Annotated in this window: 19 protein-coding genes and 5 pseudogenes; 8 read left to right on the forward strand and 16 right to left on the reverse strand. The window is 61.0% G+C overall.

The annotated features are described in order from the left end of the window. A partial coding sequence (locus AC0ZT5_RS34055; protein WP_488500028.1) for a hypothetical protein occupies positions 1-3,710 on the reverse strand: 3,710 nt, incomplete at its 3' end. 1,410 nt (positions 3,711-5,120) lie between these two features. On the opposite strand from AC0ZT5_RS34055, the pseudogene AC0ZT5_RS34060 reads away from it, so the two are divergent. Beyond that, positions 5,121-5,444, forward strand: a pseudogene (locus tag AC0ZT5_RS34060) (TCP-1/cpn60 chaperonin family protein); the annotation flags it as partial. Between the two features lie 335 nt (positions 5,445-5,779). Here the strand turns inward: AC0ZT5_RS34060 and AC0ZT5_RS34065 are convergent. The 11 genes from AC0ZT5_RS34065 to AC0ZT5_RS34115 form a co-directional block, all read right to left on the reverse strand. Then, positions 5,780-5,938, reverse strand: a complete 159-nt coding sequence (locus AC0ZT5_RS34065) for a hypothetical protein (RefSeq protein ID WP_488500029.1) — start codon at positions 5,936-5,938, stop codon at positions 5,780-5,782. Between the two features lie 999 nt (positions 5,939-6,937). After that, the gene (panD, locus tag AC0ZT5_RS34070) at positions 6,938-7,390 is read right to left on the reverse strand and encodes an aspartate 1-decarboxylase (RefSeq protein ID WP_488500030.1); all 453 of its coding nucleotides are present in this window, start codon (positions 7,388-7,390) and stop codon (positions 6,938-6,940) included. A 51-nt stretch (positions 7,391-7,441) separates the two neighbouring features. Then, positions 7,442-8,425, reverse strand: coding sequence for a beta-ketoacyl-ACP synthase III (locus AC0ZT5_RS34075; protein WP_488500031.1), 984 nt, complete (start codon positions 8,423-8,425; stop codon positions 7,442-7,444). After that, on the reverse strand, positions 8,422-9,687 hold the full coding sequence (locus tag AC0ZT5_RS34080) for an adenosylmethionine--8-amino-7-oxononanoate transaminase (RefSeq protein ID WP_488500032.1): 1,266 nt from the start codon (positions 9,685-9,687) through the stop codon (positions 8,422-8,424). Before AC0ZT5_RS34080 ends, AC0ZT5_RS34075 begins: the two co-directional genes overlap by 4 nt. Then, entirely contained in the window at positions 9,688-10,323 is a 636-nt protein-coding gene (gene bioD, locus AC0ZT5_RS34085) for a dethiobiotin synthase (RefSeq protein ID WP_488500033.1), read from the reverse strand. After that, entirely contained in the window at positions 10,320-11,474 is a 1,155-nt protein-coding gene (locus AC0ZT5_RS34090) for an 8-amino-7-oxononanoate synthase (protein ID WP_488500034.1), read from the reverse strand. The genes bioD and AC0ZT5_RS34090 overlap by 4 nt, the downstream gene beginning before the upstream one ends. Beyond that, positions 11,471-12,412, reverse strand: coding sequence for a biotin synthase BioB (gene bioB / locus AC0ZT5_RS34095; protein ID WP_488500035.1), 942 nt, complete (start codon positions 12,410-12,412; stop codon positions 11,471-11,473). The genes AC0ZT5_RS34090 and bioB overlap by 4 nt, the downstream gene beginning before the upstream one ends. Positions 12,413-12,564: 152 nt before the next feature. Further along, a complete protein-coding gene (gene nadC, locus AC0ZT5_RS34100; protein WP_488500036.1) occupies positions 12,565-13,419 on the reverse strand; it encodes a carboxylating nicotinate-nucleotide diphosphorylase in 855 nt (284 codons plus the stop codon). Beyond that, a complete protein-coding gene (locus tag AC0ZT5_RS34105) occupies positions 13,419-14,960 on the reverse strand; it encodes an L-aspartate oxidase (RefSeq protein ID WP_488500037.1) in 1,542 nt (513 codons plus the stop codon). The genes nadC and AC0ZT5_RS34105 overlap by 1 nt, the downstream gene beginning before the upstream one ends. Then, positions 14,957-15,931 carry a quinolinate synthase NadA gene (gene nadA, locus AC0ZT5_RS34110; RefSeq protein ID WP_488500038.1) on the reverse strand — a complete coding sequence of 325 codons (975 nt, stop codon included), beginning with the start codon at positions 15,929-15,931 and terminating at the stop codon, positions 14,957-14,959. Before nadA ends, AC0ZT5_RS34105 begins: the two co-directional genes overlap by 4 nt. 67 nt (positions 15,932-15,998) lie before the next feature. Further along, positions 15,999-16,967 (reverse strand): NUDIX hydrolase, encoded by a 969-nt coding sequence (locus AC0ZT5_RS34115; protein WP_488500039.1) that lies wholly within the window; start codon positions 16,965-16,967, stop codon positions 15,999-16,001. Positions 16,968-17,141: 174 nt separating this feature from the next. Between AC0ZT5_RS34115 and panB the strand changes: the two genes are divergently transcribed. From panB to AC0ZT5_RS34145, 6 genes and pseudogenes are all read left to right on the forward strand, one after another. Then, positions 17,142-18,002 carry a 3-methyl-2-oxobutanoate hydroxymethyltransferase gene (panB, locus tag AC0ZT5_RS34120; RefSeq protein WP_488500040.1) on the forward strand — a complete coding sequence of 287 codons (861 nt, stop codon included), beginning with the start codon at positions 17,142-17,144 and terminating at the stop codon, positions 18,000-18,002. 147 nt (positions 18,003-18,149) lie between these two features. Continuing rightward, positions 18,150-18,239, forward strand: a pseudogene (locus AC0ZT5_RS34125) (pantoate--beta-alanine ligase); the annotation flags it as partial. A 252-nt stretch (positions 18,240-18,491) separates the two neighbouring features. Beyond that, a pseudogene (locus AC0ZT5_RS34130) lies at positions 18,492-18,950 on the forward strand (acyl-homoserine-lactone synthase); the annotation flags it as partial. A 492-nt stretch (positions 18,951-19,442) separates the two neighbouring features. Next, the gene (locus tag AC0ZT5_RS34135) at positions 19,443-19,766 is read left to right on the forward strand and encodes a DUF2285 domain-containing protein (RefSeq protein ID WP_488500041.1); all 324 of its coding nucleotides are present in this window, start codon (positions 19,443-19,445) and stop codon (positions 19,764-19,766) included. Between the two features lie 217 nt (positions 19,767-19,983). Then, the gene (locus tag AC0ZT5_RS34140; protein WP_488500042.1) at positions 19,984-20,958 is read left to right on the forward strand and encodes a hypothetical protein; all 975 of its coding nucleotides are present in this window, start codon (positions 19,984-19,986) and stop codon (positions 20,956-20,958) included. Positions 20,959-21,078: 120 nt separating this feature from the next. Next, positions 21,079-21,270 (forward strand): annotated as a pseudogene (locus AC0ZT5_RS34145) (cation:dicarboxylate symporter family transporter); the annotation flags it as partial. Between the two features lie 164 nt (positions 21,271-21,434). Here the strand turns inward: AC0ZT5_RS34145 and hemN are convergent. After that, positions 21,435-22,787, reverse strand: a complete 1,353-nt coding sequence (gene hemN, locus AC0ZT5_RS34150; protein ID WP_488500043.1) for an oxygen-independent coproporphyrinogen III oxidase — start codon at positions 22,785-22,787, stop codon at positions 21,435-21,437. 171 nt (positions 22,788-22,958) lie between these two features. Here hemN and AC0ZT5_RS34155 point away from each other — a divergent pair, with 171 nt between their 5' ends. Then, positions 22,959-23,720 carry a Crp/Fnr family transcriptional regulator gene (locus AC0ZT5_RS34155; protein ID WP_488481546.1) on the forward strand — a complete coding sequence of 254 codons (762 nt, stop codon included), beginning with the start codon at positions 22,959-22,961 and terminating at the stop codon, positions 23,718-23,720. A gap of 64 nt (positions 23,721-23,784) precedes the next feature. On the opposite strand, the gene AC0ZT5_RS34160 is transcribed toward AC0ZT5_RS34155, so the two are convergent. The 3 genes and pseudogenes from AC0ZT5_RS34160 to AC0ZT5_RS34170 form a co-directional block, all read right to left on the reverse strand. Beyond that, positions 23,785-23,988, reverse strand: coding sequence for a hypothetical protein (locus AC0ZT5_RS34160; protein WP_488481545.1), 204 nt, complete (start codon positions 23,986-23,988; stop codon positions 23,785-23,787). Between the two features lie 140 nt (positions 23,989-24,128). Continuing rightward, the gene (locus AC0ZT5_RS34165) at positions 24,129-24,419 is read right to left on the reverse strand and encodes a hypothetical protein (RefSeq protein ID WP_488481544.1); all 291 of its coding nucleotides are present in this window, start codon (positions 24,417-24,419) and stop codon (positions 24,129-24,131) included. 791 nt (positions 24,420-25,210) lie between these two features. Then, positions 25,211-25,491, reverse strand: a pseudogene (locus tag AC0ZT5_RS34170) (IS5/IS1182 family transposase); the annotation flags it as partial.

Here is a 25,491-nt window from a genome sequence, read left to right on the forward strand (position 1 = left end):
GCGAGACCCGGATTGTTCCCCCGCAACTCTTGCGTCAGGAGCTGGTAGTCCCTCAGGACATGCTCGTCGCCCAGCCATTCCATGTCCTGGAGCACCAGCCCGCGGCCGTGAGACGGGGCGGTCGGACCCAAAGCCCCGACCTGAGCATCGGCGGATTTGCTTGCAAACGCCGGCACGGAATTATCATCGTCGCGTGATTCAGATGGCGTGGCCGCAGTCAGAGCAACCAATGGAAAATCCCGGTAGGTGTCGGGGCGGGCGCTGGCAGCGGGCGCTGACGCTGCTTCCAGGGTCGGCCACATACTCCAATCAAAGTTGAGCGGCATCTGCGGCGACCAGGTTGAAGCGAACCGGGCAGGTTCTTGCCGTCCGGCCTGGACGATGTCCTGCGCCTGCGATGGCAATGCACCCAGTTGATGGATGGGGTCCGCCGACGTCAGCAGGCGACCGCCTGAATTGGCGATCTCGCTCAGCTGCCGCTCAATGGCAAGGCCGTCTGGATTGTCCAGGGTCCTCGGCCTCTTCGCTGGCCGCAACCCAGCTGGGTCACGCTCCTCGTTGATGAGGACCTCCTCGCTTGGCAGGAGGTTGCTGCTGGCAAATACACCGATGTCGGAGAACTGGCGCGGGGCTGGCTCGAGAGACAACGACGAGCCGGGTTCGTCCATCATCTCCCAAAGCAAATCCTGATCGTAGCCTTCTACGGGAGGCAGCTCCTCTGGCCACCTGTCCGCTTCCTGCCACGCGCTGTGCTGCGCAGCGGCGCCGCTGACGGGCATCGGCTCCATCCGCGGCGCGTTTTCGGGATCAGGAACGGGGAGGTTATGGCGCTCGAGCTCCATCGCTTTAGCGCCTGCCTGCGATTTTCGCAGATCAGCCAGTGCGGCACCGATTTTCCGATTGCCCCCGCCGTCCTTCCTATAGCGCTCGACATCGCCGTCCAACGACGTGCCGGAAAGCCGAGCAGCAATGCCCGGCTTGTTGTTCTCACGCAGATAGTCGCTGAAACTGCGAAGAATACCTGCGTACCGGCTGCCGGTCGATGTCCCTGCTTCGTTTTTGTATTCTTTGATGAGAGCCACGTCCTGGGGGTGAGGATTTAGCTCAGCGCGGCCTGTGATCGGCACCACTCCGCCCGTCGACTGGAAGGTCCGAAGATGGTCCATTGCCGGACGGAGTCTCCCGTAATGACCCGTTTCGATGGCCTCGCGCACATCATCGGTCAGCGATTGCTCGTTGAGCCGGGCGGCAAACGGATCTTTGTTATTTGCGAAGAGCCAGCGCCCGAACCTGTGAAGAGAATATACATAGTTGTAGGCAGTGCGGTTGGCGGCGTTGCCGTTGGGGAATGCCTTCTCAAGCCCCGAAATAAGGCGAGCGTCCTCGGAATAAAGAGGCTGCTTGCTCCGCCCTATCCGAACTCCAGCTGACTGAGCCGGCCGCAGTGTCGAGGTCGCCGGTATTGCTCCACCTGAATTGGCGATCTCGCTCAGCTGCCGCTCAATGGCAAGACCGTGTAGATTGGCTGGGGTCCTCGGCCTCTTCGCTGGCCGCAACCCAGCTGTGTCACGCTCATCGTTGATGAGGACCTCCTCGCCTGGCAGGAGGTTGCTGCTGGCAAATGCACCCATCGGCTTGTCGGGGAACTGCTGGCGGTCGTAGCCCCAGTTCAAGTGACGAATAGACCCTCCGGGGTCTGATGACTGGTCATGGCGCGCGGCTGGCTCGGGAGACGACGGGCCGGATTTGTCTATCATCTCCCAAAGCAAATCCTGGTCGTAGCTTTCTACAGGAGGCAGCTCCTCTGGCCAGCTTTGCTGCGCAGCGGCGCCGACGGACATTGGCTCCATCCGCGGCGCGTTTTCGGGATCAGGAACGGGGAGGATATGGCGCTCGAGCTCCATCGCTTTAGCGCCTGCCTGCGATTTTCGCAGATCAGCCAGTGCGGCACCGATATTCCGATCACCGCCGTCTTTCCGATAGCGCTCGACATCGCCATCCAATGACGTGCCGGAAAGCCGACCAGCAATGCCCGGCTTGTTATTTCTACGCAGGTAGTCGCTGAAACTGCGAAGAACAGACCTGCCGGTCCTTGTCGCTGCGTCGTTTCTGTACTCTTTGATGAGAGCCAGATCCTGGGGGTGAGGATTTAGCTCAGCGGGGCTTGTGATCAGCACGCGGCCCGTCTCCTGGAAGGTCCGGAGATGGTCAATTGCCGCAGGGAGTCTCCCGTGATAACCCTTTTCCATGGCCTCGCTCGCATCATCGGTCAGCGATTGATCGTCGAGCCGAGCAGCAATCGGATCTTTGTTATTTGCGAAGAGCCAGCGCCCGAAGCTGCGAAGAGAATATACATAGGCATTGACGGTGTGATTGGCGGCCTTACCCTCGAAGAGGGCCTTCTCAAAGCCCGAAATAAGGCCTACGTCCTCGGAATAAAGAGGCTGCTTGCTCCGCCCTGTCAAAACTCCAGCTGTCTGAGACGGTTGCAGTGTCGAGGCCGCCGGCATTGCTCTAATTCCACCTGAATTGGCGATCTCGCTCAGCTGCCGCTCAATGGGAAGACCGTGTAGATTGTCCAGGGTCCTCGGCCTCTTCGCTGGCCGCAACCCAGCTGTGTCATGCTCATCGTTGATGAGGACCTCCCCGCCTGGCAGGAGGTTGCTGCTGGCAAGTGCATCCATCGGCTCGTCGGGGAACTGGTGGCGGTCGTAGCCCGAGTTCAAGGGGCGAATGGACTCTCGGGGATCCGATGACTGGTCATGGCGCGCGGCTGCCTCGAGAGATGACGACGGACCGGGTTTGTCCATCATCTCCCAAAGCAAATCCTGATCGTAGCTTTCTACGGGACGCAGCTCCGCTGGCCACCTGTCCGCTTCCTGCATCGGCTCCATCCGGACCGCGTTTTCGGCAGCAGGAACGAGGGGAATATGGGGCTCGAGTCCCATCGCTTTAGCGCCTGCCTGCGATTTTCGCAGATCAGCCAGTGCGGCACCGATATTCCCACTGCCGCCGACGTCTCTCCTATAGCGCTCGACATCGCCGCCCAACGACGTGCCCGAAAGCCGACCAGCAATTCCTGGCTTGTTGCTCTTACGCAGGTAGTCACTGAATTTGCGAAGAACAGTTGCATACACCCTGCGGGTCGATCCCGCGTCGTTTCTGTACTCTTTGATGAGAGCCACGTCCTGGGGGTGCGGAATTAGATCAGTCCGGCTTGTGATCGGCACGAATCCGCCCGTCGACTGGAAGGTCCGGAGATAGTTTATTGCCGAGAGGAGTCGTCTATTATGACCCTTTTCGATGGCTTCGCGGGCATCATCGGTAAGCGACTGGTCGTCGAGCCGAGCAGCAATCGGATCTCTTTTATTTGCGAAGAGCCGGCGGCTGAAGCTGCGAAGAGAGTATACATAGCCGTTGGCGGTGTGATTGGCGGCATTGCCGTGGCGGAGGCCCTTCTCAAGCACCGAAATAAGGCGAGCATCCTCGGAATAGAGAGGCTCGTTGCTGTGCCCTATTAAAACCCCAGCTGACTGGACCGGCTGCAACGTCGAGGCCGCCGGCATTGCTCTGCCGCCACGGGAATTGGCGATCTCGTTCAGCTGCCGCTCAAAGGTCGTCGCATCTGCGGATCGCACCGTGGGCGAACTCGCTTGCCGGCCCGCGCCGTCCGACTTTACCTGCTCCCACTTCGTCGAGGCGAAATCCATCCGTTCCTCCCTTCAAAAATATAGGCATCGAAGCTGGGCTGGATTTGACGTGCCGGAAATCAGGAACAAACTACCCTTTAACAGCCCTCGGCAGGCATGCATCGTGAGCATCGGCAGCCGATGTTCGTCCAGCGCGACCACCCTGTCTGTTTTGTTAAATCGGGAAGCTGACGACAACCTGATGACGACAACGCGCCCCGAGCGTTGTGCATGTGCCCGCGCGCTTCGCCGTCAAGACCCCATAGATCGAGATCCGAGACAAATACTGCTTCTCCTCGCTGATCTGTACGGCCATCTTTCGCGGTGAGGTGCACTGCAAAGTACGGCGCGACTGGCAGAAACCTGGTTGAACGGGAAGGCACTGCTTTGGCAAGCACATCCGGCCCGCCATCCGATTCTCACTCGTTCTTGATGTCAACTGCGCGTGGCGACGCAAGAGTTGCCGTAATCGACGATCGTCTTGACGATCGCATGACCGTCGATGTCTTGTGGCCGCAGCCGGGCCGTTTAGAGCGCCTCCGTCGAACATGCAGTCATCATTTCCACGCTATCGCGAAGTGTGGAGCGAGGTCGGCAGGCGCGTCCGGAACCCGAATGGGCGAACTGCCCATGCCGAAGCCTTCTTCACCGCGATGCGGCCACCATCCGTAATGCGCTGACTACTCGGTTCCGTTATTCAAACGCCCGCCTTCAAGACCTTCTGGGATGCGCAGGCGTTTAGACAGCAATCGCAAACGAGGTGCACTGGCCCCGGCATGCCATGCACTTTGACCGTGACCTCGGCGGCAAACGGCTTGGAAACGACGGCTATTCTCGCGAGGAGCTTGCCGCCGCGTTCCTTTGCGCGACCCCGGGGGGGGCGCCTCGAGGTCGCGACGACCATAAATCTCAACGAGCGGCTTGATCCCAACACCGTTAACGGCGAACGTCTCGAAGAACTGCAGCGCCTCCAGTCGAGGACCATCGATACCACTCCGGTCGAAGGCGAAGAGCTGGATTCACAAAGGGCGGGGAAGCAGTAGTTAGCTCGTCATGCGCCGAGGGGCCGGTCCCACCGCAATTTGCGATTTGAGACCCGTATTTCGATCCAATCGCCTCCGGATTTTAACGGAGGAAATCGGACGGCGCCGCGAAATCATTCGACACGTCGATCGTTAAATGGGTGGCCAGCCCACACCCGCAGACGAGCGTGCGAGGAAGGACAACAGCTCGCCACGCGTGATCGGCTGGACATAGGCGATGCACACTAAGACGAGCACCTCCGATTGCGTTAGCTCCCTCGCCCCCCTCCCGCTGCCGTGTGTCTAAGGCGGCGTGGATAGCGTCGGCGAAAGCAGCTTTTTGCTCTTCGCCCTGTCCCTTCCATCTTGACTAGTGCGAGCCTGCAGCCTTATCTCACGACCGCGTTAGGCTCCGGCCTGCCAGATCGCCTCGAACGCCGGTGCGGAAGCTTCGATCGTTGCCGGCAAGATCCTCGACAACAAGGGCGCGACCTACGGCTACAACGCCCAGGCCGGCGAGTATGGCGACATGATCGCCATGGGCATCGTCGACCCGGTCAAGGTCGTTCGCACGGCTCTCCAGGACGCGGCCTCGGTCGCCGGCCTGCTCGTCACCACCGAAGCCATGATCGCGGAGGCTCCGAAGAAGGAGTCGGCTGGCGGCGGCATGCCTGGCGGCATGGGCGGCGGTGGCATGGGCGGCATGGGCGGCATGGGCGGCATGGACTTCTAAGGTCCACGCAACTCGACGATCACGGAGGGGCGGCAAAAATGCCGCCCTTTCTTCGCGCCCATTGCGCCGGTTTCGGCGGCTTTCAAGCCGGGGTATGCCCGCCAAGGGTTGTACTATGTTTGAACGGACACCGCCCTTTCTTGCTGGGCTGGCTTTGCCGTTGGGCTGTGCTGCGCGCGCAGCGATGACCGTACGGTGATTATTCCGGGACCACTTGATGCCAACTACTCTTTGACAAAGCCCCCCACGTCTGCAGCAGCAACCGATCGAAACCAGCGTGTTTCCGGTTGCGCCATAGGAGAGCCAGAAAGGCTCGAACTGCGTCGTGCAGCAGGTCACAAGACATCAAACAGGCGCGCATCACGGTTGCCAGTGTTACGGTCTCTTCTTCCTCGCCGCATAAGCCGCTGGTCTGCAAGAACGTCAGCCAGCCCGGCAAGCAACACCGTGTGCTTTGCAAATAGGACCTTGGGCTTCGCCAGAATTTCCACCATCAGAGCGTCGCGGCGTCTTCCCGGATCAGGTTGTCATGCGGTACTGTTCGCAAAAGGGCTCTCTCGAAGGGCGTATGACATCGCTGTTTTGGCTTCCTCTGCGCGTCGCCCCTTGAAAACAGAACAGGCTGATCCGCGGCAGCAAAAGGGCTGTCGTGACGGGCCGCGCGGCTTGACGACTTATGGATCCTGTAAACCGCGATCGTGCTGGGGCAGCATCCGCACCGACAGCGCCAGCGTCTCTCAGCGGAAAAAGCCCGCCACTCTAGACGAGAGAGTGGCGGGCTTTTTGCAGTGGTACTCGAACTGAATACGCGTTCCCACTGACATTAGCTGTGGATAATTAAGGCAGCATTAACGCGCAAAATCGGGCCATCTAAATCGATCCGAATGCAAGGTGCGGCGGGCTCGGAGGGTCCGGCCCTGAGCCCGTGTCGCCGACGAATCCATATCGCGCGAGCTGTCAGAAAATCCGCGCTTGACGTTACGTAAGGTCCATGTTTTTCGAGGTGCCGGGACGACTTCCAGTCTTGGTCCAGGGCGACGAAAATGAGGCAGCGATGGTGGCTGGCGAACCTAACGACGTGCGCGTCAAACGCTGCGGTGGGGGATGGGCCGTTCATATTGTTGAGGACGGCAAACTGACGGTTCATCGGTTCCGCACACAGTGTCCCGCTGAGAATTTCGCCGATGGCCAACGAGCCAGGCTCGGCCTTCCTAGCAAGCCACCGATTGACGAAATCTGATATCTTCGCCGAATTTGGGGAGACGTCGGATAGTTGGTGAATCGCTGGCCCCGGCGCGAAGGGCCATTTCAATGCTGCTTGCGGCCTTTCGGCTGCCCATATTTGCGATCTCGCGAAAGCCCGCCGTATCGAAAGGCCACCGGACTCGTTCTTTCGAAACCGGAGGGTCAGCGGCTCGGGCAGGTTTAGATACTCTCGTTAGCGCCGAGTAAGTTGCAACGGGGGAGAGGCCTGCACACATGTGGAGGCCAAGTCACGCTCCAGAGACCAGGGCAGGGATGGCCAAAGCCTCACCCGCCTCGTCAAGGATCGAGAAACTGTAACGGCCATCGGCATCGAGATCGACGGAGTAGCTTAGGCGGTCGAGTATGTTGTTGTCCTGGTCGAACGTAACGATCCGCGGCTTCAGCGACGTAATGTGCGCTTCGTCCAGGTAGATGGAGTTGCAGACAATGATCTGGTCGTCCGGCTGGCAGGTGCGGGCAGCCGCACCGTTGAGGATACAGCAACGTGAGCCGCGCTCGCCCAGAATGACATAGGTCGAGATCCGCGCGCCGGAATTCTTGTTCCATATCTCCACGAATTCCATGGGCAGGATCCCGGCTTCTTCGCAGTGGTCAGGGTCGAGCGTTATCGAACCGTGGTAGTTGAGGTTTGCTTCGGTGACGTGGATGCCGTGTAGCTTGCCGGCGACTAGTTTTCGCATTGATCCGTTGTCCTATCCATCGTGAATGACCCGTCAGCAACTCGTGCCTGGCTAAATTCCAACGACGAGTGCGCCGCCGCTGAGACCCGCACCCGCTGCCGCTAGCAGGATTTTCTCGCCCGGCCGAAACGGCTCCGTTTGATGGGCGAGCGACAGAGAAAGGGGAATCGTCGCGGCGGAAGAGTTGCCGTACTCGGCGATCGTCTTGACCGTCGTATGATCAGCAATGCCAAGGTTTCGCTCGACCGCATCGAAAATACGAGCATTGGCCTGATGTGGCACGAACCTGCCGACATCTTGTGGTTGGGCTCCGGCAGCGGCAAGCGCGCTGATCGAGCAATCAGTCATCATCTCGACCGCCTTAGCGAACACTTCGCGGCCGTCGGTCATCGTCATGAGGGTTTGCCCGAGATCCAGGCCGCCACGGAACGGGATGTTGCTTCCGCCCGCCGGGATCTGGATCAGCCCGTAGCGCGAGCCATCCGAATCCACGGAAGCGCCGAGAATCCCCCGATCGGCATCCCCGCACGGACCAATCACCACGGCGCCGGCGGCATCGGCGAAAAGAACCGAGCTTGCGCGCTCGGCCGGATTGATGCGACGGCTGAGGATGTTGGCGGCAATGACAAGGCTCGCCTTGCCGTGTAGGCGGGTGAAGCCGTCCGCGAACATCAGCGCATAGATGAAGCCGGCGCAGGCGCCGGTCAGATCGACCGCGCCTGCGCGGCCAAGGCCGAGCTTGTGCGCGACCAGGGGCGCGCTTGGCGGCAGGAGATGGTCGGGCGTCGAAGTGGCGAGCAACAGCAGACCAATGTCGCTACGGTCGATCCCGGCGTTCGCCAGCGCCATCTCGCCAGCCTGCGTGGCAAGGCCGGACAGCGTGTCTTCATCTGTCGCCCAGAAGCGCGAACGGATTCCCGTGCGCTTTTCGATCCAGCCCGGCTCGAGGCCAAGATTGCTCTCGATCTCGGCATTCGCCACTTTGCGCCCAGGCGCATGATGGCCGAACCCGAGAATGCGCGACGATCGGCTCATGGCCCCGAACCGAAGCGTTCGCTGGCCTCCTCGATGGCGTCATAGAGACCGTCCAGTTCCTCGCTGGTGATGCAATAGGGCGGCAGAAGATAGAGGACATTGCCAAGCGGACGCACGAGCAGGCCGCGCTCGAGGAAAAAAGCCCGCAGTTTTGGCCCGATCTCGGCCAGATAGCCGGCGGAGTCGGTGCGCAGATCGAGAGCCGTGATCGTCCCGGTCGCCCGGCTGTCGGTGAAGCGAGGGTTATCGCGAAAGCGTTGAAGCCCGGCGGCCTGCTTTGCACTCAGGGCCGCGACCCGCTCGGCTACCGGCTCGTCGCGCCAGATCTCGACATTGGCGAGTGCGGCCGCGCAGGCAATCGGATTGGCGGTGTAGGAGCTCGAATGAAAGAAGGTTTTCTTACGGTCTTCGGAATAATGGGCCTGGAAGATGGCATCGGTGGCGAGCGTGGCGGCTAGCGGGATGGCACCGCCGGTCAAGCCCTTCGAGGTGCACAGGATATCCGGAGAGATCGCGGCCTGCTCGCAGGCGAACATGGTTCCGGTCCGCCCCCAGCCGGTCATCACTTCGTCGGCGATCAGCAGCGTGCCGGAGGCTTCGGCAATCTTCTTCAGTTCGGTCAGAACCCAGGCGGGATACATCAGCATACCGCCGGCGCCAAGCACCAGCGGCTCGACGATCAGCGCGGCGGCCCGCCGGTCGCGGGCAACGGCCTCGAACCGATCCAGCGTCTCTTGTTCGCGTCCCGCGGCCGGGAAGGGAATGGTGTCTACCTCGAACAGCAAAGGCTCGTAGGCGGCGTTGAACACGCCGCGGGCGCCAACGCTCATCGTGCCGATGGTGTCGCCATGATAGCTGTGCTCCATGACGACGATGCGCGAGCGCGGTGCCCCGATGTTGCCGAAATAGCCAAGCGCCATCTTCAGCGCGACTTCGACGGAGGTCGAGCCGCTGTCGGAATAGAACACCCAGTCGAGACCGGAGGGAGCGAGGCCGACAAGGGCCCTGGCCAAGCGCTCCGCCGGCTCGTGGGTGAAGCCGGCGAAGATGATCTGGTCGAGGCTCGCCGCAGTCGTCTCGATCGCCTTCATGATGCGGGGATGGCGGTGGCCATGCGTGACGACCCACCAGGAGGAAATGGCATCCAGGATGCGCGTGTCGTCGGCCTTGTGGAGGTAGGCGCCTTCGGTCAAGACGATTTCAGGGATCGCCGGCTCGAGCGCATGCTGGGTGAAAGGATGCCACACACGGGACTGCGACATTCATTCGCCTCCGGTCATCGAGGCAAGGTCGAAGCCGGCAACCATCGCATCCCTCAGCGTCTCAATCGTCAGGGGGTCAAGGTGTGGCAGCCTGCCAAGCTGCCGCACGCCGCCCAGCTCCACGATTGTTCGCTGCGTATCGGCCACCTCATCGCCGATGAAGGCAATGCCGATGAGCGGGATGGAACGTGCCCTGAGCGCTTCGATCGACAGCAGGGTGTGGTTGATCGTGCCGAGCGTGGTACGGGCGCATAGGATGACCGGCATCCGCCACTGAGCGAATATGTCGATGAACTTGGTGCGCCGGTTGAGCGGCACCATCAGTCCCCCGGCACCTTCGATGACGATCGGACCCGGCAAGTCCGGAAGCGAGAGCTCTGCGACGTCTATCGCGACGCCGTCGAGTTCGGCTGAACGATGCGGCGACAGCGGCTCGTTCAAGCGGTAGACTTCCGGCAGCACGCGTCCTTTCGGCAGGCCGGCGAGCCGTTCCACAACCTCGCTGTCGGTTTCGCCGTCGAGGCCCGACTGCACCGGCTTCCAGTAGAAGCCATCGAGCTGGCCGGCGAGCCCGGCCGCAAACACGGTCTTGCCAATTCCGGTGTCCGTTCCGGCGATGACGATGCGTTGGGTCATATCGCCCCCGGCCGTGTTTGGGCCAACACCTCGGCGAGCGCCTCGACCATGGCGCAAATGTCCGGCTTATCGACGTTGAGCGTCAGCGAAATGCGCAGCCGCGATGTGCCCTCTGCCACAGTCGGCGGACGAATGCCGCGTATGTCGAAGCCGCGCGCCTGCAGTTCTGCTGCCACCGCCATGGTGCGCCTGTTATCCCCGATGACAAAGGGCTGGATCTGCGACCCGCTGGGCTTCACGCCGCAGCGGTCTGCCAGTTGGCGGCCCGCGAAGGCAACGCGTTCCTGCAACTGAATACGGCGCATAGGCTCGTCTGACAGCATGGCGAGCGCTTCGCGAACCGCCACTGCCATCAGCGGCGATGGCGCGGTGGCGTAGATGAATGGCCGGCACCGGTTGACGAGATAGTCGCACAGCTTTCGCGGCGCTGTGACCAGCGCACCGGACGCGCCGAGCGCCTTACCGCATGTGTGGAGCGCGACGATGTTGTCGCGGCCCTCGAATGCCGCGGTAAGCCCCCGACCGTCCGGTCCCCAGACGCCGGTGGCATGGGCTTCGTCGACGAGGATGAAAGCCTCGCGCCGATCTGCCAGCGCGACCAGACTTTCTAGCGGCGCATAGTCGCCATCCATGCTGTAGAGGGTTTCGACCGCGATCCAGACACGCCCGACGCCGCCGTCTGCGCGCCAGCGGGTGATTGCAGCCTCGAAGGCGTCGACGTCGTTATGCGCTGCCAGCTTGAACTCGGCGCGTCCGGCCTGCGCCCCCTCACGCATGCTGGCATGGGCGAGTTCGTCGAGGACCAAAAGGTCGCCCTTCTGCGGCAGCGCGGTTAGCAGTGCAAAGTTGGCGATGTAGCCACCGCCGAAGAACAGCGCGCGTTCGGCCCCGAAGAACGTTGCCGCCTCTGCCTCTAGTTCCTCATGCTCGGGCGCGTTGCCGCGCAGCAGCCGCGATCCTGTGGCGCCGACCGGTGTGCCGCGGGCAATGGCGGCCGCGACCGCGTCGCCGAGCCTCTTGCTGCCCGCAAGCCCCAGATAGTCGTTCGACGAGAAGTCGAGACCGGCGCGCGGCGCAAGCTGCCGCAGCCGGCCCCTGCGCGCCAGCCCCTGCAGGGTTGCCTCGTAGCGGGCCAGCGGTGCCCCGTTCATTGCGCATCAAATTCCATCGGCTCGATGCCGAGACGCCGCAACAGCAGCGTGTCTTTGTCCTCGCCTGGATTGTCGGCGGTGAGCAGCGTGTCGCCGACGAAGATCGAGTTGGCACCGGCAAAAAAGCACAGCGCCTGCATCTCGTCAGTCATGGCAGTGCGGCCGGCGGAAAGGCGGACATGCGATTTCGGCATCATGATGCGGGCCAGCGCGATGACGCGCACGAATTCGATAGGCTCGATCGGCCTGGCGTGGGCAAGCGGGGTGCCGTCGATCGGGATAAGCATGTTGATCGGAACGCTTTCGGGATGCTCCGGCAGGTTGGCAAGAGTGACGAGCATGTCGATGCGGTCCATCGGCTCCTCACCCATGCCGACGATGCCGCCACAGCAGACCTTGATGCCGGATTGGCGCACGTTCTCAAGTGTCTCAAGCCGATCGGCAAAGCTTCGTGTGCTGATCACCTCGCCGTAGTAGCGTTCCGAGGTATCTATGTTGTGGTTATAGTAGTCCAGCCCTGCCTGCTTCAGTCTAATGGCCTGCTCACGATCGAGCATGCCAAGCGTCATGCACGTTTCCATGCCGAGCGCCTTGACGCCTTCGACCATGGCCACCACCGCATCCATGTCGCGCGGCTTCGGATTGCGCCAGGCCGCACCCATGCAATAGCGGGTGGCGCCGGCGTCAAGCGCCTTGGTCGCCTCTGCGATGACGCGCTCCAGTTCCATCAGCTTCGAGGCTTTCAGGCCGGTTTCGTGATGCGCCGATTGGCTGCAATAGCCGCAATCTTCCGGGCAACCGCCTGTCTTGATGCTAAGAAGCCGGCTGAGCTGAACTTTGTTCGGATCGAAATTCTGACGGTGAACGGTTTGCGCCAGGAAGAGCAGATTGTTAAAAGGGGCATCGTGAAGTCCCCGAGCCTTCTCCAGGGTCCACATCCCGCCCTCAGCGCATTGTGTCCGCGGCGTCGTGTAAGTCGGATTAGTGTCGTGCATATCCGTCCTGTTTCCTAGCTCTTCACTTGCCCTGGCTTCTTCGTCCGATTGATACCGCTTCGATTTACTGTCGATCCCCGCCCGGTTGGCGGCGATCACGGCGAGTAATAGTCCAGTCCGATGTCGAGAATCGGCGCGCTATGGGTCAGCCACCCGATGGACATCAGATCGACGCCAGTTGCCGCGATGACGGGCGCGGTTGAAGCGGTGATCCGGCCCGACGCCTCCGTGATCGCCCGGCCGGCAACCATGGTCACAGCCTGGCGAAGCTCATCGATCGGCATGTTGTCGAGCAGGACGGCGTCTGGGGCGAGCGAGAGGGCTTCTTCCAACTGGGCCAGCGTGTCGACCTCGACTTCGATCTTGACGAGATGGCCTATGCTCTTTCTCGCGCACTTGATGGCGGGGCGGATGCCGCCGGCAACCGCGATGTGGTTGTCCTTGATCAGGACGGCGTCGTCGAGGCCGAAGCGGTGATTGGCACCGCCGCCAGCACGCACGGCGTATTTTTCGACCATCCGCAACCCGGGCGTCGTCTTGCGGGTGCCGGTAATCTTGGCGCGGTGCTCGCGAACCGCTGCGACAATCGAAGCGGTTGCCGTGGCAATGCCGCTCAAATGGCATAAGAAATTCAGCGCCGTGCGTTCAGCGGTAAGAATGGCCCGGGTCGGACCACTCACCGATGCAATTATCTCCCCTTGAGCAACTCTGCTGCCGTCGGCTCGGTTCACATCCAGCTTGATATTTTGGTCGATCAACTTGAAGGCGAGGCTCACCAGATCGAGCCCGGCGACAACACCGTGCTCGCGTGCAGCCAGCACGGTTGTGGCGTGGTGATATTTCGCTACGGTCGCGTCTGTCGTCACGTCACCGCCTCTGCCAAGGTCTTCGAGGAGGGCTGAGCGCACCAGCGGCTCGAGCATCATCGCGGGAAGTGGTGACAGGCTCATCAGGTGGCACTTTCCAGCGTTGGCGAGGGTGTAAGTTCCCGCGCTGCGGCCAAGGCGGCCTCGAGGGTGATCTCGGAGCGTCGTGCAACAGCCGCAGGATGGGGAAAATCCTCGCGGTAATGAGCGCCGCGGCTCTCTCGGCGCCGCAAGGCGGAAATAGTAATCATCAGACCCACAACCGCCGCATCCGATGCCGCGCCCTGGTTTTCAGCGAGCGGCAACAGCGCCCGTGCGGCCGCTTCTAAGGCTTCGCCGTTGCGCACGATGCCGAGCGCGCGCGACACGAAAGGACGCGCGGGTGCCGGATCGGGTGACGGGTAACTGCCCGCAAACAGTGGCCTTGTTCTGCGAGCAGGCGTTCCGGCCACGCTTTCAGCGACCCAGCGCGCACACACAACGGCCTCCGTCAAGGAATTGCTGGCGAGCCTGTTGGCGCCATGCAGTCCGGTCGAGGCGGCTTCGCCACAGGCCCACAACCCCTTGACCGACGTCTTACCCGAGCCGTCCACGGCGATACCACCCATGTGATAGTGCTGGGCAGGGCGAATAGGAATGAGATCCCGGACGGGATTGATGCCGTATCCACGACAGGCAGATGCGATTGTGGGGAAGTGTCGGACAAATTTCGCCCCAGGCCGTTGCCGCGCGTCGAGGAAGACCTGATGACCATCTGCCAAATGACTCCAGACCGCGCGTGCAACGATATCCCGTGGCGCGAGTTCGGCGCCTGGCACGCCATCGAGGAAGCGTCGACCTGTCTCATCGATCAGGGTAGCACCTTCGCCGCGGACGGCCTCGCTGACCAGCGCCATAGGGCGTTCGGGGCCATCAAGCGCGGTCGGGTGGAACTGGATGAACTCGAGGTCGGCAAGGACAGCTCCCGCGCGGGCCGCAAGCGCCAAGCCCTGTCCGCAACTTCCCGAAGGATTGGTGGTATCGAAAAACAGCCCGCCGATCCCACCGGTGGCAACGACGACCCGGCGTGAGCCGAAGAAGACGGGTCCTAACGAACAGCTCGCCCAGACGCCATGGATCGCATTGTCCCTGACAGCCAGACGACGTGCTTCCACGCCCTCAACGACGACAATCGAGGGAGTTGAGCGCGCGGCCGCGATCAGCGCCCGCATGATCTCACGCCCGCTGCCGTCGCCATGCGCATGAACGATGCGACGCCGGCTGTGCGCGGCCTCCAAGCCGAGACACAATGATCCCTTTGGCGTACGGTCGAACGGAACCCCCAAGCCCGCAAGCCCCTCGATTGCGCTGGGCGCGGCTTCGAGGATGCGGCTCGCCATATCTGGGGCGCACAGACCATCCCCGGCGGCAAGCGTATCGGCCAAGTGCAGCTCCGGATCGTCGTCTTGGCCCAAACTTGCAGCCAGTCCCCCCTGAGCCGAGGTGCTCGACGAGTCAGCTCCCAGTAGCGTCCTGGACAGAAGAAGCACCGGCTCCGGCGCTAGTTGAAGCGCGGTCATCAGTCCGGCGATGCCGCCGCCGATGATGATGGGTCGCCCAAAGAAGCTGCGGACACAGGCGCTCAAATTGCCAGCATCCGTTCGACCGCGAGCCGCGCGCGCCCAGCGATGCTGGGCTCGATCGTGACGACATGACGGTTCTGCTCAAGCGCCATGCGGATGTTGGCGAGCGTGATCCGCTTCATGTGCGGGCACAAATTGCAGGGCCGGATGAAGTCGACTTCTGGATGCGCTACCGCGACGTTGTCGCTCATTGAGCACTCCGTCATCAGCACGACGCGCGACGGCTTTTGCCTTTCGACATAGTCGGACATGGCTGCGGTCGAACCCGAAAAATCGGCTTCAGCCACAACGTCGGGCGGACATTCAGGATGGGCTAGCACCGTCACGCCAGGATGGTTTTCGCGCAGCTCGCGGATATCGGCCGGTGTGAAGCGCTCATGCACCTCGCAATGGCCTTTCCAAGCGATGATCTCAACTTGGGTCTGGGCGGCGATATTCTGGGCCAAGTATTCGTCCGGCAACATAATCACCCGATCAACGCCAAGGGATTCGACGACCGCCTTGGCGTTGCCCGATGTGCAGCAGATATCCGACTCGGCTTTCACTTCAGCCGACGTGTTGACATAGGTGACGATCGGCACGCCGGGATAACGCTGGCGCATCAAGCGTACGTCTTGTGCCGTGATCGAATCAGCCAGCGAGCAGCCGGCGTCTAGATCTGGGATGAGCACCGTCTTGTCCGGATTAAGCAGCTTGGCCGTTTCGGCCATGAAATGCACGCCGGCCAGCACGATGACTTGCGCCTCGACCGTCACAGCCTTGCGAGCCAGTGCCAAGCTGTCGCCGACGATATCGGCCACGCAATGGAAGATCTCAGGCGTCTGATAATTGTGCGCCAGGATGATCGCGTTGCGCTCGCGCTTCAGCGCCAGAATAGCCTCGATGTCCGGGCTGAAAACCGCCCATTCCCCGGGGGGGATGACGCGCCAGACGCGCCGATACAGAGACGCCGCCGAAGATAACGCCCCGCTCATCATCGGCGCTCCCAATTATAATCTATTTGACTATAAGTGGTATATATCCACGTTGACTATAAGCATGTCAACCCTTGGCGACCGGCAATTTTGTGCCGACCATCGCCGTTTCGTCGAGGACCGCGTGGCGGAAGCGATAGAGTCTTGCCGGGCGCCCGCCCGTGTCGACCGAAGTCTCGCCGGTCTCCTCGACCAGTTCCTGCTGCTCTATCAGGCGACGAAAGTTCGGCTTGTTGATCAGCCTGCCGACGAGCGCTTCGACGGTTCGTTGCAGCTGCAGCAGAGTGAAATACTGCGGCATCAGCTCAAAGACGACCGGCCGGTATTTGATCTTTGAGCGTAGTCGCGCAATACCCGTCGCCACGATGCGGCGATGATCGGCCACCATGGACTTGCTGGGCACAAGCGAAGGCAGCGTCGCGTCGGGTCCGCTTCCAGCCTCTTGGACCAGGCCTGCTTCGTAAATCAACTCATAGCGTTGAAGCGTGAGTTCCTCGTTCCAATGCCGCCCGTCTAACCCGAAGGCAATCGCTACCCGCCGCCGTCGTTCACGTCTTACGGCTGCGTCGCCGATGCTGTCTGCCCATTCAATCAGGCGCGGTCTCAGCACGTCCAGCACCACAGGCGGGGTGCCGGATCGATGGTCTTCCCATGGAAAATATTCATACCAGCTTCGCCATCCGCACTTGGCCGAACGCGCTGCCTGTTCCTTGCGGGTCAGTGCGAGATAGCTGATGGAGATGGCGCGCTGCCGGCGCTCGGCGCCGGCGCGGTCCCGATCGGCGAAGGTGTAGAGCTGCTCAATGTAGCCCAGCGGATGACCGGTCTGCTGCTCGACCCAGCCCCTCAAACCCGCTTGCAGCGATCGATGCTCAAGCGCAAATGGTCCGGAAGGGAGTGTGTCCGCCTGCCCGATGGTGAGGACACAGGGTTCATTGTCGCTTACGGCGACGACAAAGGCGATCAGATCCACTTTGGCTTCGTCGGCCTCGACGGTGGTTCGGTCTTTCGTGGTCCCTTTTGCCTGATCGTCCATGTTCGCGAAAGTGGTTGGTCAGGCTCGGAGCGCCTGAATCGATTTAACTTAAGCGCGCGTGTCTGCACGTCAACACCGCGCAGCTGCACGGTCAGTTTTTAGCTCTGCGCACTTGCACAAAAACGTTCCAAACACGACACCTGAAGTGGGTCACGTAAGGGAAGGAGGCATGCGTTGAGCACAGCTGGTATTTCAAAAGCGATTACACCGCCCGATATTCGGGCGCGTAAGGGTGGTGTCCCGCTCGTTTGCCTCACCGCCTATACGACGCCGATTGCAAAGCTGGTCGATCGAAATTGCGACATCGTTCTTGTCGGCGACAGCGTCGGCATGGTCCTGCACGGCCTGCCTTCCACACTCGGCGTCACGCTCGACATGATGATCATGCACGCCAAGGCAGTGCGCCGTGGCCTCGAGCGGGCGCTGATGGTCGTTGATCTGCCGTTCGGTTCCTACGAGGACAGTCCCGAGCAGGCGTTCCGCAACGCGGCTCGGCTGATGGCTGAAACCGCCTGCGCGGCTATCAAGCTGGAGGGGGGCGAGGCGATGGCTGCTACTATTCGCTTCCTCACGGCTCGTGGCATTCCTGTCATGGCCCATATCGGCCTGACGCCGCAGGCTGTCAACGCTATCGGCGGCTACCGCGTGCAGGGCAGGGGAGAGGACGCCGAGCGGATCAGGCGCGACGCGATATCGGTCGCGCAAGCGGGCGCTTTCTGCGTTGTGCTTGAAAAGATACCAGAGCAGCTCGCGCGGCTGATCACCGGCGAGATTGAAATCCCCACTATCGGCATCGGAGCCTCACCGGCCTGCGACGGCCAGATCCTGGTCAGTGACGACATGCTCGGCCTGTTCTCCTCGTTCAGGCCGAAATTCGTCAAGCGCTACGCAGAAATCGGCGATCAGGCCGGCGCCGCGATCGCGGCCTACGCGGACGAGGTGCGCATGCGGCGCTTCCCCGCTGCCGAGCACGTCTTTATCGATGCGCCCACGGGCGCCGAAGCCGGCGTCACAAGAAGCGGAGAAGCGCCATGAGCCTGCCGATTGTCAGGACCGTGCCAGGCTTCACCGCGGGGGCCCAGGTCAGAGAGGGCTGTGCGGCGCCTTGATGACATGGCGACAGTTCTCGCCTAGCTCTTTCCTGCAGACAGGCGCTGGTATGGCCCGGGATCTGAATTTCCAATTACCATCCTTGCCTGTCCGAGAGTCCGCGAAGCCGACGGTCTTGCACTGTCATCGCGCAATGTCCTGCTCTCACCAGCCGAGCGCTGTCGCGCCCCCAAACCATTTCTTCGCTCAGAAGCAAGACGCAATCACAGTGATGATGGTGAAAGGTTCGCGCGCGCTGCACCGGTTCGCGATCCTGTAATTCAAGCCTCTGTCCGGCATCCAGCGACATTCATAAGGAGGTCATGCAAAGCGCAATGCATCGCCTGTTTGAAAAATTTGTCGAGCAACTGTCAGCAAGTGTTCATGCTGGCGATCTCCGTGAGGCGATGGTGGCCGCCGCTGCCGGCTTCGATTTTGGGATCCGATTGGCGAATTCGCGGTTGCGTGCGTCTTTTGCCCAGCACAGGACCCACAATGTTGCGCGATACGTTCCCAGAGCTGCGGGGTGCTGCCGTGCCCTCGACGCCCGACATATGGGAAAGCAGTCGTTTTGCGCTCGATCTTCCCGCGTCAGCGCCCAACTCGGCCGGCGGGCTGGCCCAAGCAACCTACGAGCTCTTTGCCGGCATGCTCGACTTCGGCTTGGCCAAGCATCTCACCCAGATAGTAACGGTGACCGACACGCGCATGGAACGGATCCTGCGCCGCGCGACGTGGCCATTGTCGCGCATCGCACAAGCGAAGCCCGTCGGCAAAACGCTGGCGGTGGCCGGATTTCTCGAAATTTCCCAGGCGAACCTTTTGCCCATCCGCCTCAGGGGACGTCTGAGCGGGCCGGTCCTGTGGCAACCGGTCTTAGGCCAGTCGGCATAGCGACCACTACGGAATCTGGTGCCGCGAACAATGCTCGTCTCCTCTGGGAAGGGACGGTCGCTCGTGCATGCTGGCCGGACTGGCGTCGCCACCAAGCCTACCACTATGCCAGTCGACTGCCTGGGCCTTGGAATTTCTTCGGCGCAATCCGCTATTCCAGCGCGAGCACGCCCAAATCGCACCGCCGGGCACGATTGAACCCCCGCCGATACCAGGATAGTCGAGTTGACGAGTGGATCATCTTTCCTCAGCCATTGGAGCCTCCTTTTTCGCGGACGACCCACAATTGGACGCCGCCTCGGCAAGGGTCTTTTGGGATTCGCGCGACTGCGCCCGCATCCTGCGCGCCAGGGCGGAGACGGCTGGGCTCAACCATGATTTTCAACCGCTTGATCTTGCTTCGCTGTCATGCCGCAAGGACATCCTGCTGACCCCAGCCGGTGTGCAGCAGTATTGCTGAGGCAGGACTGCCGGGTTCTGCAGACGCACCCGTTGGATGCAATCGTGCCGCCGCGCCACTTGAAGTTCCATGTCGCCGCCCTTCAGTTCCTTAATGATATCGATGCAAGCGGCCGCCTGGCAGCCGCTTACTTTCCGCCGGAACTCCGCGGAAGGCGTTTGAGTGTCGTGCTGCAGGCGTTAGATGGCTCGCTCGCGGGAGCCTCCCATCAGGAGATCGCAATTGCCCTGTTCGGGTCAGCGCGTGTCGAACAAGATTGGGCTCATCCGGGCGGTCATCTTCGCGACCGGGTTCGTCGTGCCATCCAACGTGGCCGCCACCTGATGGGCGGCGGCTATAAGCAGTTCCTGATGTAGTTATTAAGCAGTTCCTAATTTAATTATGACGACAGCTTCGCAACCTTATTTCGACTGGCGCAGGGACCCGTCCGCATTTGCCAGCGAGGTAATTGTGCGTTGCACAAGCTTTGAAGCGCGGTTAGTTCTTCCGCTGCGGGAATCGGGTTTGGGTAATACGGAACGAAGCAACGAGACCAATGCTTCGTTGATAGTGCATTCATACCTGAGGATCCTGATGACCGTTACGAGTACCGACAAAGCCGGCGCTGCAAGCCTCGAATCGATCGCGCGAAACGGCAGCGTGCTACGCCGAATAGCTGTACGCATTCCGACCTACCTGTCGGATCTTCGCGAAAATCCAGCGTGGCTGCCCATGTTCGTGCTCGCCCGCACCATGCCGGCACGGCGAATGCACTGGCGTGGTGCAAAGCCTGTTCGATCGTCGCAGAAAGCACAGGATACGATGTTCATCCACGTCGATCGCCAGGACGTTGTCGATGCGCTGCAGTCCGACGGATTTTTTTCCGGACTCGTTTTGCCGAAATCTATCCATGAGTCGATCGCAGCTTTCGTGCGGTGCACACCTTGCTTTGGCAATTTCGATCGGCGTCTCGAATTCCTACCGACGGAGCATGCGGAGGCTGAGGCTCGGTTCGGCCGTCCCCTGCTGAGCGGCCATTATTTCGAGCGCATCCTCGACTGCAAGGCGGCACTCGCCGTCCAAAACGATCCGCTGCTGATGGATATCGCTGCGCACTATCTTGGCGGCCAGGCAAAACTGATTACCACGCGCGTCTGGTGGAGCTTCCCCACCGGCCAGGCCTCCGACGCCGACAAAAACCTGGCATCGCTCAACAAATATCACTTCGACCTCGATGACTGGCGCATGTTGAAGTTCTTCTTCTATCTACTGCCGGTCGACAAAGGTACCGGTCCGCATGTCTATGTCCGCGGCAGCCACAGGCGGCGCGCGCTCAAGCACCAGCTGACGCTTCTCGTCGGCCACCCCGCGAAAGAGATTTTGGACGTCTATGGCGAGCAAAGCCCCGTGACGCTTACTGGAGAGGCGGGGCTTGGCTTCGTCGAGGATCCATTCGGCTTCCACATGGGTACCGTGCCGACACACACGCCGCGGCTGATGATGGAAGTCGGCTTCGGCGTTTCACCGCCCTCGCGCCGACGCTTCCACGGCGAGCCGGTTATTCGCTGAGCTCGAAGGATTCCCGGAACAGCTTTTCCCAGGCCGAAACCGGTGCCTCGTAGGTTTCGAGCGCCACTCGACCGAAGCGCCGCGATGGAAGCCAGCGAAGGTCGGAACCACCTCGCTCCAACCGTTGCGACGGGGATCGCCGGTAAGAACGATCTCCAGAACGGAGGCCGGGTTGCCGGCAAGGCGATGATCTATTTACTCGCCTGCTGGACGCTCGCCCTTATGGTCGGCCTCGTCGTGTCCAATGTCGTTCAACCCGGTGCCGGCCTCAGCCTCGATCCTTCCTCGCTCGACGTCGAGGCCGTGGATACCATCATCTCGGCCACGGCGGCGCGCCTTCGCGGAGCTCGCGTGAGGCCGTTCGGGCAGGGCGCTAAGCCGTCACATAGTCAGCTGGGTATCTGCACCAAATAACCATGAGCCACCGCAACCTGGCAATTCATCACACGCGATGGCCCAGTCTTGCGCTGAAATAATCAGACCGCCGCTGAGTGCCTGGCGGCTTTGCCTTCGAAATATTTGTCAAACTTCACCGCAATGCTCCTCACGAAGGGACGATTTTCCTCCGGCACGACGAACTTGTCGCCTCGCAGTTCAAGCAGTCCAGCAGGATCGTTAAGGGCAATGGAGCTTGACTGAAGAAGGAGCTTTTGGCCGGCTTTCCCGAAGCTCTCCACCAGGTCGACCGCTGAAAAGGCGAAATCGCACATCAACCGCTCGATTATCCAGCCCCGGACTCGATCGTCGTCCGAGAGCACGATGCCGCGCACGGCCGTCAACCCGCCGTCTGCAATCATGCGGCCGTACTCGCCGGTCGAAGTCGTGTTCTGCACGTAGCCTTGGCGAAACCGGCTGATCGACGAAGGGCCAAGTCCGATTAAGGTCTCGCAACGATCCTCCGTATAGCCCTGAAAATTGCGATGCAAAGTCCCCGCGTGTGCCGCTACAGCCAGCGAATCGCCGGGCTTCGCGAAATGGTCGAGCCCAATTGATTCGTACCCCTTGTCCACAATCGCTCGCGCGGCTAGTTGCGATTGAGCGAGTCGCTCCATCGGTCCGGGAAGCCATGCCTCGTCGATCATCGTCTGATGTTTCTTAAACCAAGGCACGTGAGCGTAGCCGAACAGCGCCATCCTGTCCGGTTCCAGCGTGAGCGCCCGCGCCACGGTGGAACACAGGCTCTGCCTGGTTTGATGCGGCAGGCCATAGAGCAGATCAAGGTTCACGGAATCCACTCCGCGGGAGCGAATGCCATCGACAATTGCCTTGGTCTGCAAAAAGCTCTGCTCACGGTTGATCGCCTTTTGCACTCTCGGATCGAAATCCTGCACGCCGAGGCTCGCCCGCGTCATGCCTATTTTGGCAAGCGCGTCGAGGCGGCCTTCGTCCATATCGTTCGGATCGATCTCGACGCTGATCTTTACATCGTTGAAAAAGTCGAAATTGTCCCGCAGCACCGCTCCCAAGGTCACCGTATCCTGCGGCTTCAGCATCGTCGGCGAACCGCCGCCCAGATGAACCGCGCGAACTCGACAACCCTTGCCGCTGACAAGGCCGCCAACCGTCGCGATCTCCGCATGCAGCGAGCGCAGATAAGCGGCCACCGGCTCGTAGTTGCGCGTCTGTTTGGTATGGCACGCGCAGAACCAGCAGAGCCTGTCGCAATAAGGGATATGCAGGTAAAGCGATATCTCGCCACCGCCTTCTAGCGCCTCCAGCCAGCCGCGGTAAACGACCGCATCGATGCCCGGATGGAAATGCGGCGCGCTCGGGTAACTGGTATAGCGCGGGACGTTCTCGCCAAGTTTGTGAGCTAGCTCGGGGCGCATGTCGTGGTCCATTTTTTTGCGTCGCCGGGACTCTGGACGCTAATATGAGCCAAAGCCCTGATTTCGATCAGGCTGCGGAACGACAAACTGCCGCAACGATTTTTCTACCGTGGATTGTTATCCTGCCGGCGCTTGGGACCGGGAGGGCGATCAGATCGGGAGAGCGATCAAATGACAGGACAGCAAGACATCCGCAGTTCCGACATTCCCTTTTATTGCCTGTCTTGCCAGGCACGGCACCGCGGCGTCTGCGGCGCGCTGCATCCAGATCACTTGGCTCGGCTCGCCAAGACGTCGTCGCGGCACAGGATCGAAGCTGGGGTCGAGCTGATGGGTGACGCCGAGGCCGTCGACAGCTATTCAAACCTGCTTTCGGGCGTTGTGAAGCTGACGAAGATCCTTTCAGACGGCCGCCAGCAGATAGTCGGTCTTCAGTTCGCGCCGGATTTTCTGGGACAGCCGTTCAAGGTGAAAAGTGCGATCAATGCGGAAGCGGCAACAGCTGTCTCTCTGTGCTCCTTTCCGAGAGCGGCCGTCGAACAAATGATGAAGCAATCACCCGAGCTCCAGCATCGCCTGTTCAAGCAGACGCTAAACGAGCTCGACGAGGCTCGCGAATGGATGGTGACCCTGGGATGCAAGACGGCACCCGAGAAGGTGGCGAGCTTTCTTCTCTTGATCGCCCGCAATATCGATTCCCGTGGGGGCCGGGCCGGGTCGGCGTGCTTCGATCTGCCGCTGACGCGTGCCGAGATCTCTGATTTCCTTGGAATTAGAGACGAGACGGTGAGCCGTGAGCTGACCAGACTGAGAATGGACGGCGTGATCCGGATCGAGAACAACCGTCGTGTCATTGTAGACAGCCTGAACCGCCTGGAACAGCGCCACGGCGGGCGGCGGCCGAGGCGCCACCGCCCGAAGAACGAGACTTGAGCGGCGAGGCCAGCCAACGCGCACCCCAAGAGACCTGCCCAAAGCTCACGGGGTTAAGCGATGGCTAATCGGCCGAGCCACTATCGGTGAAAGGCGAGGCGCTCGGCACGCATTGCAGTAACCAGCCCGCCGGAGTTGGTTGCTTCTGATATTCGGTAAGGGCTGCCGTGCACTGTTCGCGCTTGTCGAAGGTGCTGGGAAGAACGGTCATTCCTCCCCCTGGTCCGGCGATTACCAGATACCAGACCAATGCTACGCTCGAAGTCATGGAGATTTCCTTCTTCTGCCATCCGGGCTGTTGACGCCCGAATCGAGCGGACCCTAACAACTTCGGGCGGGTGGTAAAAGCAAGGCCAGCATCATCCCGTTGGGGGAGCCAAGATCACGCCGGCAAGAAAGATTTACAGGCTAGGCGCTGCCGTCCGTTTCGCTTTCCTCATCGACCATCCGAACGGGCAGATATGCGTTCGTTTCCAGCCACTCGCGAACGATGATGCCAATGAGATCCGAGCGGGTAACTTTCATTTCGGCGGCAATCGAGTTCAACGCATCGTCTGTCGCTGGCTCAAGAGGCACGCCGGCGACGTTCCGGAGCATCAGCGCCGCGCGCCGAAGGGTAATCTGCAGATCCGCCCGCGACATGTCGGCGATGCCGTTGGCGGCGCTTTCAAGTTCTTCGGCGATGGATATGCGTGTCATTATTTCACCTGTGATCGGTGGCCATTTTATTCGGCCTTACGGCGGGTCTGCATCGCCTACAGCCCAAAGGCCGATGGCTCACGACGCAGCCAAAGTCGGCGGCGGTGTTGGCCATTGCCGACGCCGAGCGAAGGGCGCCGGGTGTTCATCCCCACGCGGCCAAGAAATGCTTTTTGGTCATTTCGCCGACACAAGCCGCAGCCATCTCTGCTGCCATCTAGCCGGTCAAGAGTCGAGAGGTACCAGTGTATCCCACCGCCTACTGACCACCACACGCTTCGTGCCTTATCCGCTCCGGCCGAAGTCGGCAGTCAAGGATTCATCGCTTCATATCAAGCATTGCAGCCGGAGGAGAGTGGTCAACGTCTCTGTAATGAGCACCGCTGCGCCTGGGACCAATACCAGCAGCCTCCCACGCTGGTCCCAGACACAAACTTGGAGTGGATAGCGAAAGTTTCTGCGCGCTACCTCGGGCGCGACGACCCCTCGCAAGGATCTATCTGCTTCTGACTACCCAACATTCACGCCCATCTCGCGGAGATAGGATTCCCTGGGTCAACATCCGGGAGTCCGCTTGCCTGGGAAGACGACAGAACGAGCATCGAATGCCAACTTGATAAAGGGCCGGGCAGGCGCACTGGCGAAATAGCATTTGCACGATGCACCAAGCGTCTCGTAAAAGGTCACCCGAGAAGACGTGGACCTCCAGATCGCGGCGGCGGCGCAGACTTTTAGCCCGCTCGACGTAAAGTCGGTTGATAGAAATGCGCTCGTCTAAGGCTTGTTGAGATTCAGCGTGAATTTATGACGGCGGCTGCGAGATTGATGAAGGCTGCGAAGCTCTGGTCGGTTTTGTCAGCTCGCATGGCGATACGTTTGAATTCCTTGAGTTTGCAGAAGAAGTTCTCGATGAGGTGGCGCCATTTGTAGAGTTCCTTGTCGAGCGGCAGCGGAAAAGTACGACGTGAGTGCTGTGAAATAACGATCTTGGCGCCGCGCTCATTCAGATCGGCAATGATGGTGTTGCTGTCGAAGGCTTTGTCGGCGATCAAGCCGCCGAACCAGACACCAT

The organism is Mesorhizobium sp. CNPSo 4670, from assembly GCF_057784235.1.

Bases quoted from the DNA above. Each gene is read 5' to 3' on its own strand.
- AC0ZT5_RS34115 (WP_488500039.1), bottom strand. From the start codon at position 16,967: ATGGACGATCAGGCAAAAGGGACCACGAAAGACCGAACCACCGTCGAG.
- AC0ZT5_RS34155 (WP_488481546.1), top strand. From the start codon at position 22,959: ATGACAGGACAGCAAGACATCCGCAGTTCCGACATTCCCTTTTATTGC.
- bioD (WP_488500033.1), bottom strand. From the start codon at position 10,323: ATGACCCAACGCATCGTCATCGCCGGAACGGACACCGGAATTGGCAAG.
- nadC (WP_488500036.1), bottom strand. From the start codon at position 13,419: ATGAGCCTGTCACCACTTCCCGCGATGATGCTCGAGCCGCTGGTGCGC.
- AC0ZT5_RS34140 (WP_488500042.1), top strand. From the start codon at position 19,984: ATGACCGTTACGAGTACCGACAAAGCCGGCGCTGCAAGCCTCGAATCG.
- AC0ZT5_RS34075 (WP_488500031.1), bottom strand. From the start codon at position 8,425: ATGAGCCGATCGTCGCGCATTCTCGGGTTCGGCCATCATGCGCCTGGG.
- AC0ZT5_RS34160 (WP_488481545.1), bottom strand. From the start codon at position 23,988: ATGACTTCGAGCGTAGCATTGGTCTGGTATCTGGTAATCGCCGGACCA.
- nadA (WP_488500038.1), bottom strand. From the start codon at position 15,931: ATGAGCGGGGCGTTATCTTCGGCGGCGTCTCTGTATCGGCGCGTCTGG.
- AC0ZT5_RS34080 (WP_488500032.1), bottom strand. From the start codon at position 9,687: ATGTCGCAGTCCCGTGTGTGGCATCCTTTCACCCAGCATGCGCTCGAG.
- AC0ZT5_RS34065 (WP_488500029.1), bottom strand. From the start codon at position 5,938: ATGGTGGAAATTCTGGCGAAGCCCAAGGTCCTATTTGCAAAGCACACG.
- bioB (WP_488500035.1), bottom strand. From the start codon at position 12,412: ATGTGGACCCTGGAGAAGGCTCGGGGACTTCACGATGCCCCTTTTAAC.
- AC0ZT5_RS34165 (WP_488481544.1), bottom strand. From the start codon at position 24,419: ATGACACGCATATCCATCGCCGAAGAACTTGAAAGCGCCGCCAACGGC.
- panD (WP_488500030.1), bottom strand. From the start codon at position 7,390: ATGCGAAAACTAGTCGCCGGCAAGCTACACGGCATCCACGTCACCGAA.
- AC0ZT5_RS34090 (WP_488500034.1), bottom strand. From the start codon at position 11,474: ATGAACGGGGCACCGCTGGCCCGCTACGAGGCAACCCTGCAGGGGCTG.
- hemN (WP_488500043.1), bottom strand. From the start codon at position 22,787: ATGCGCCCCGAGCTAGCTCACAAACTTGGCGAGAACGTCCCGCGCTAT.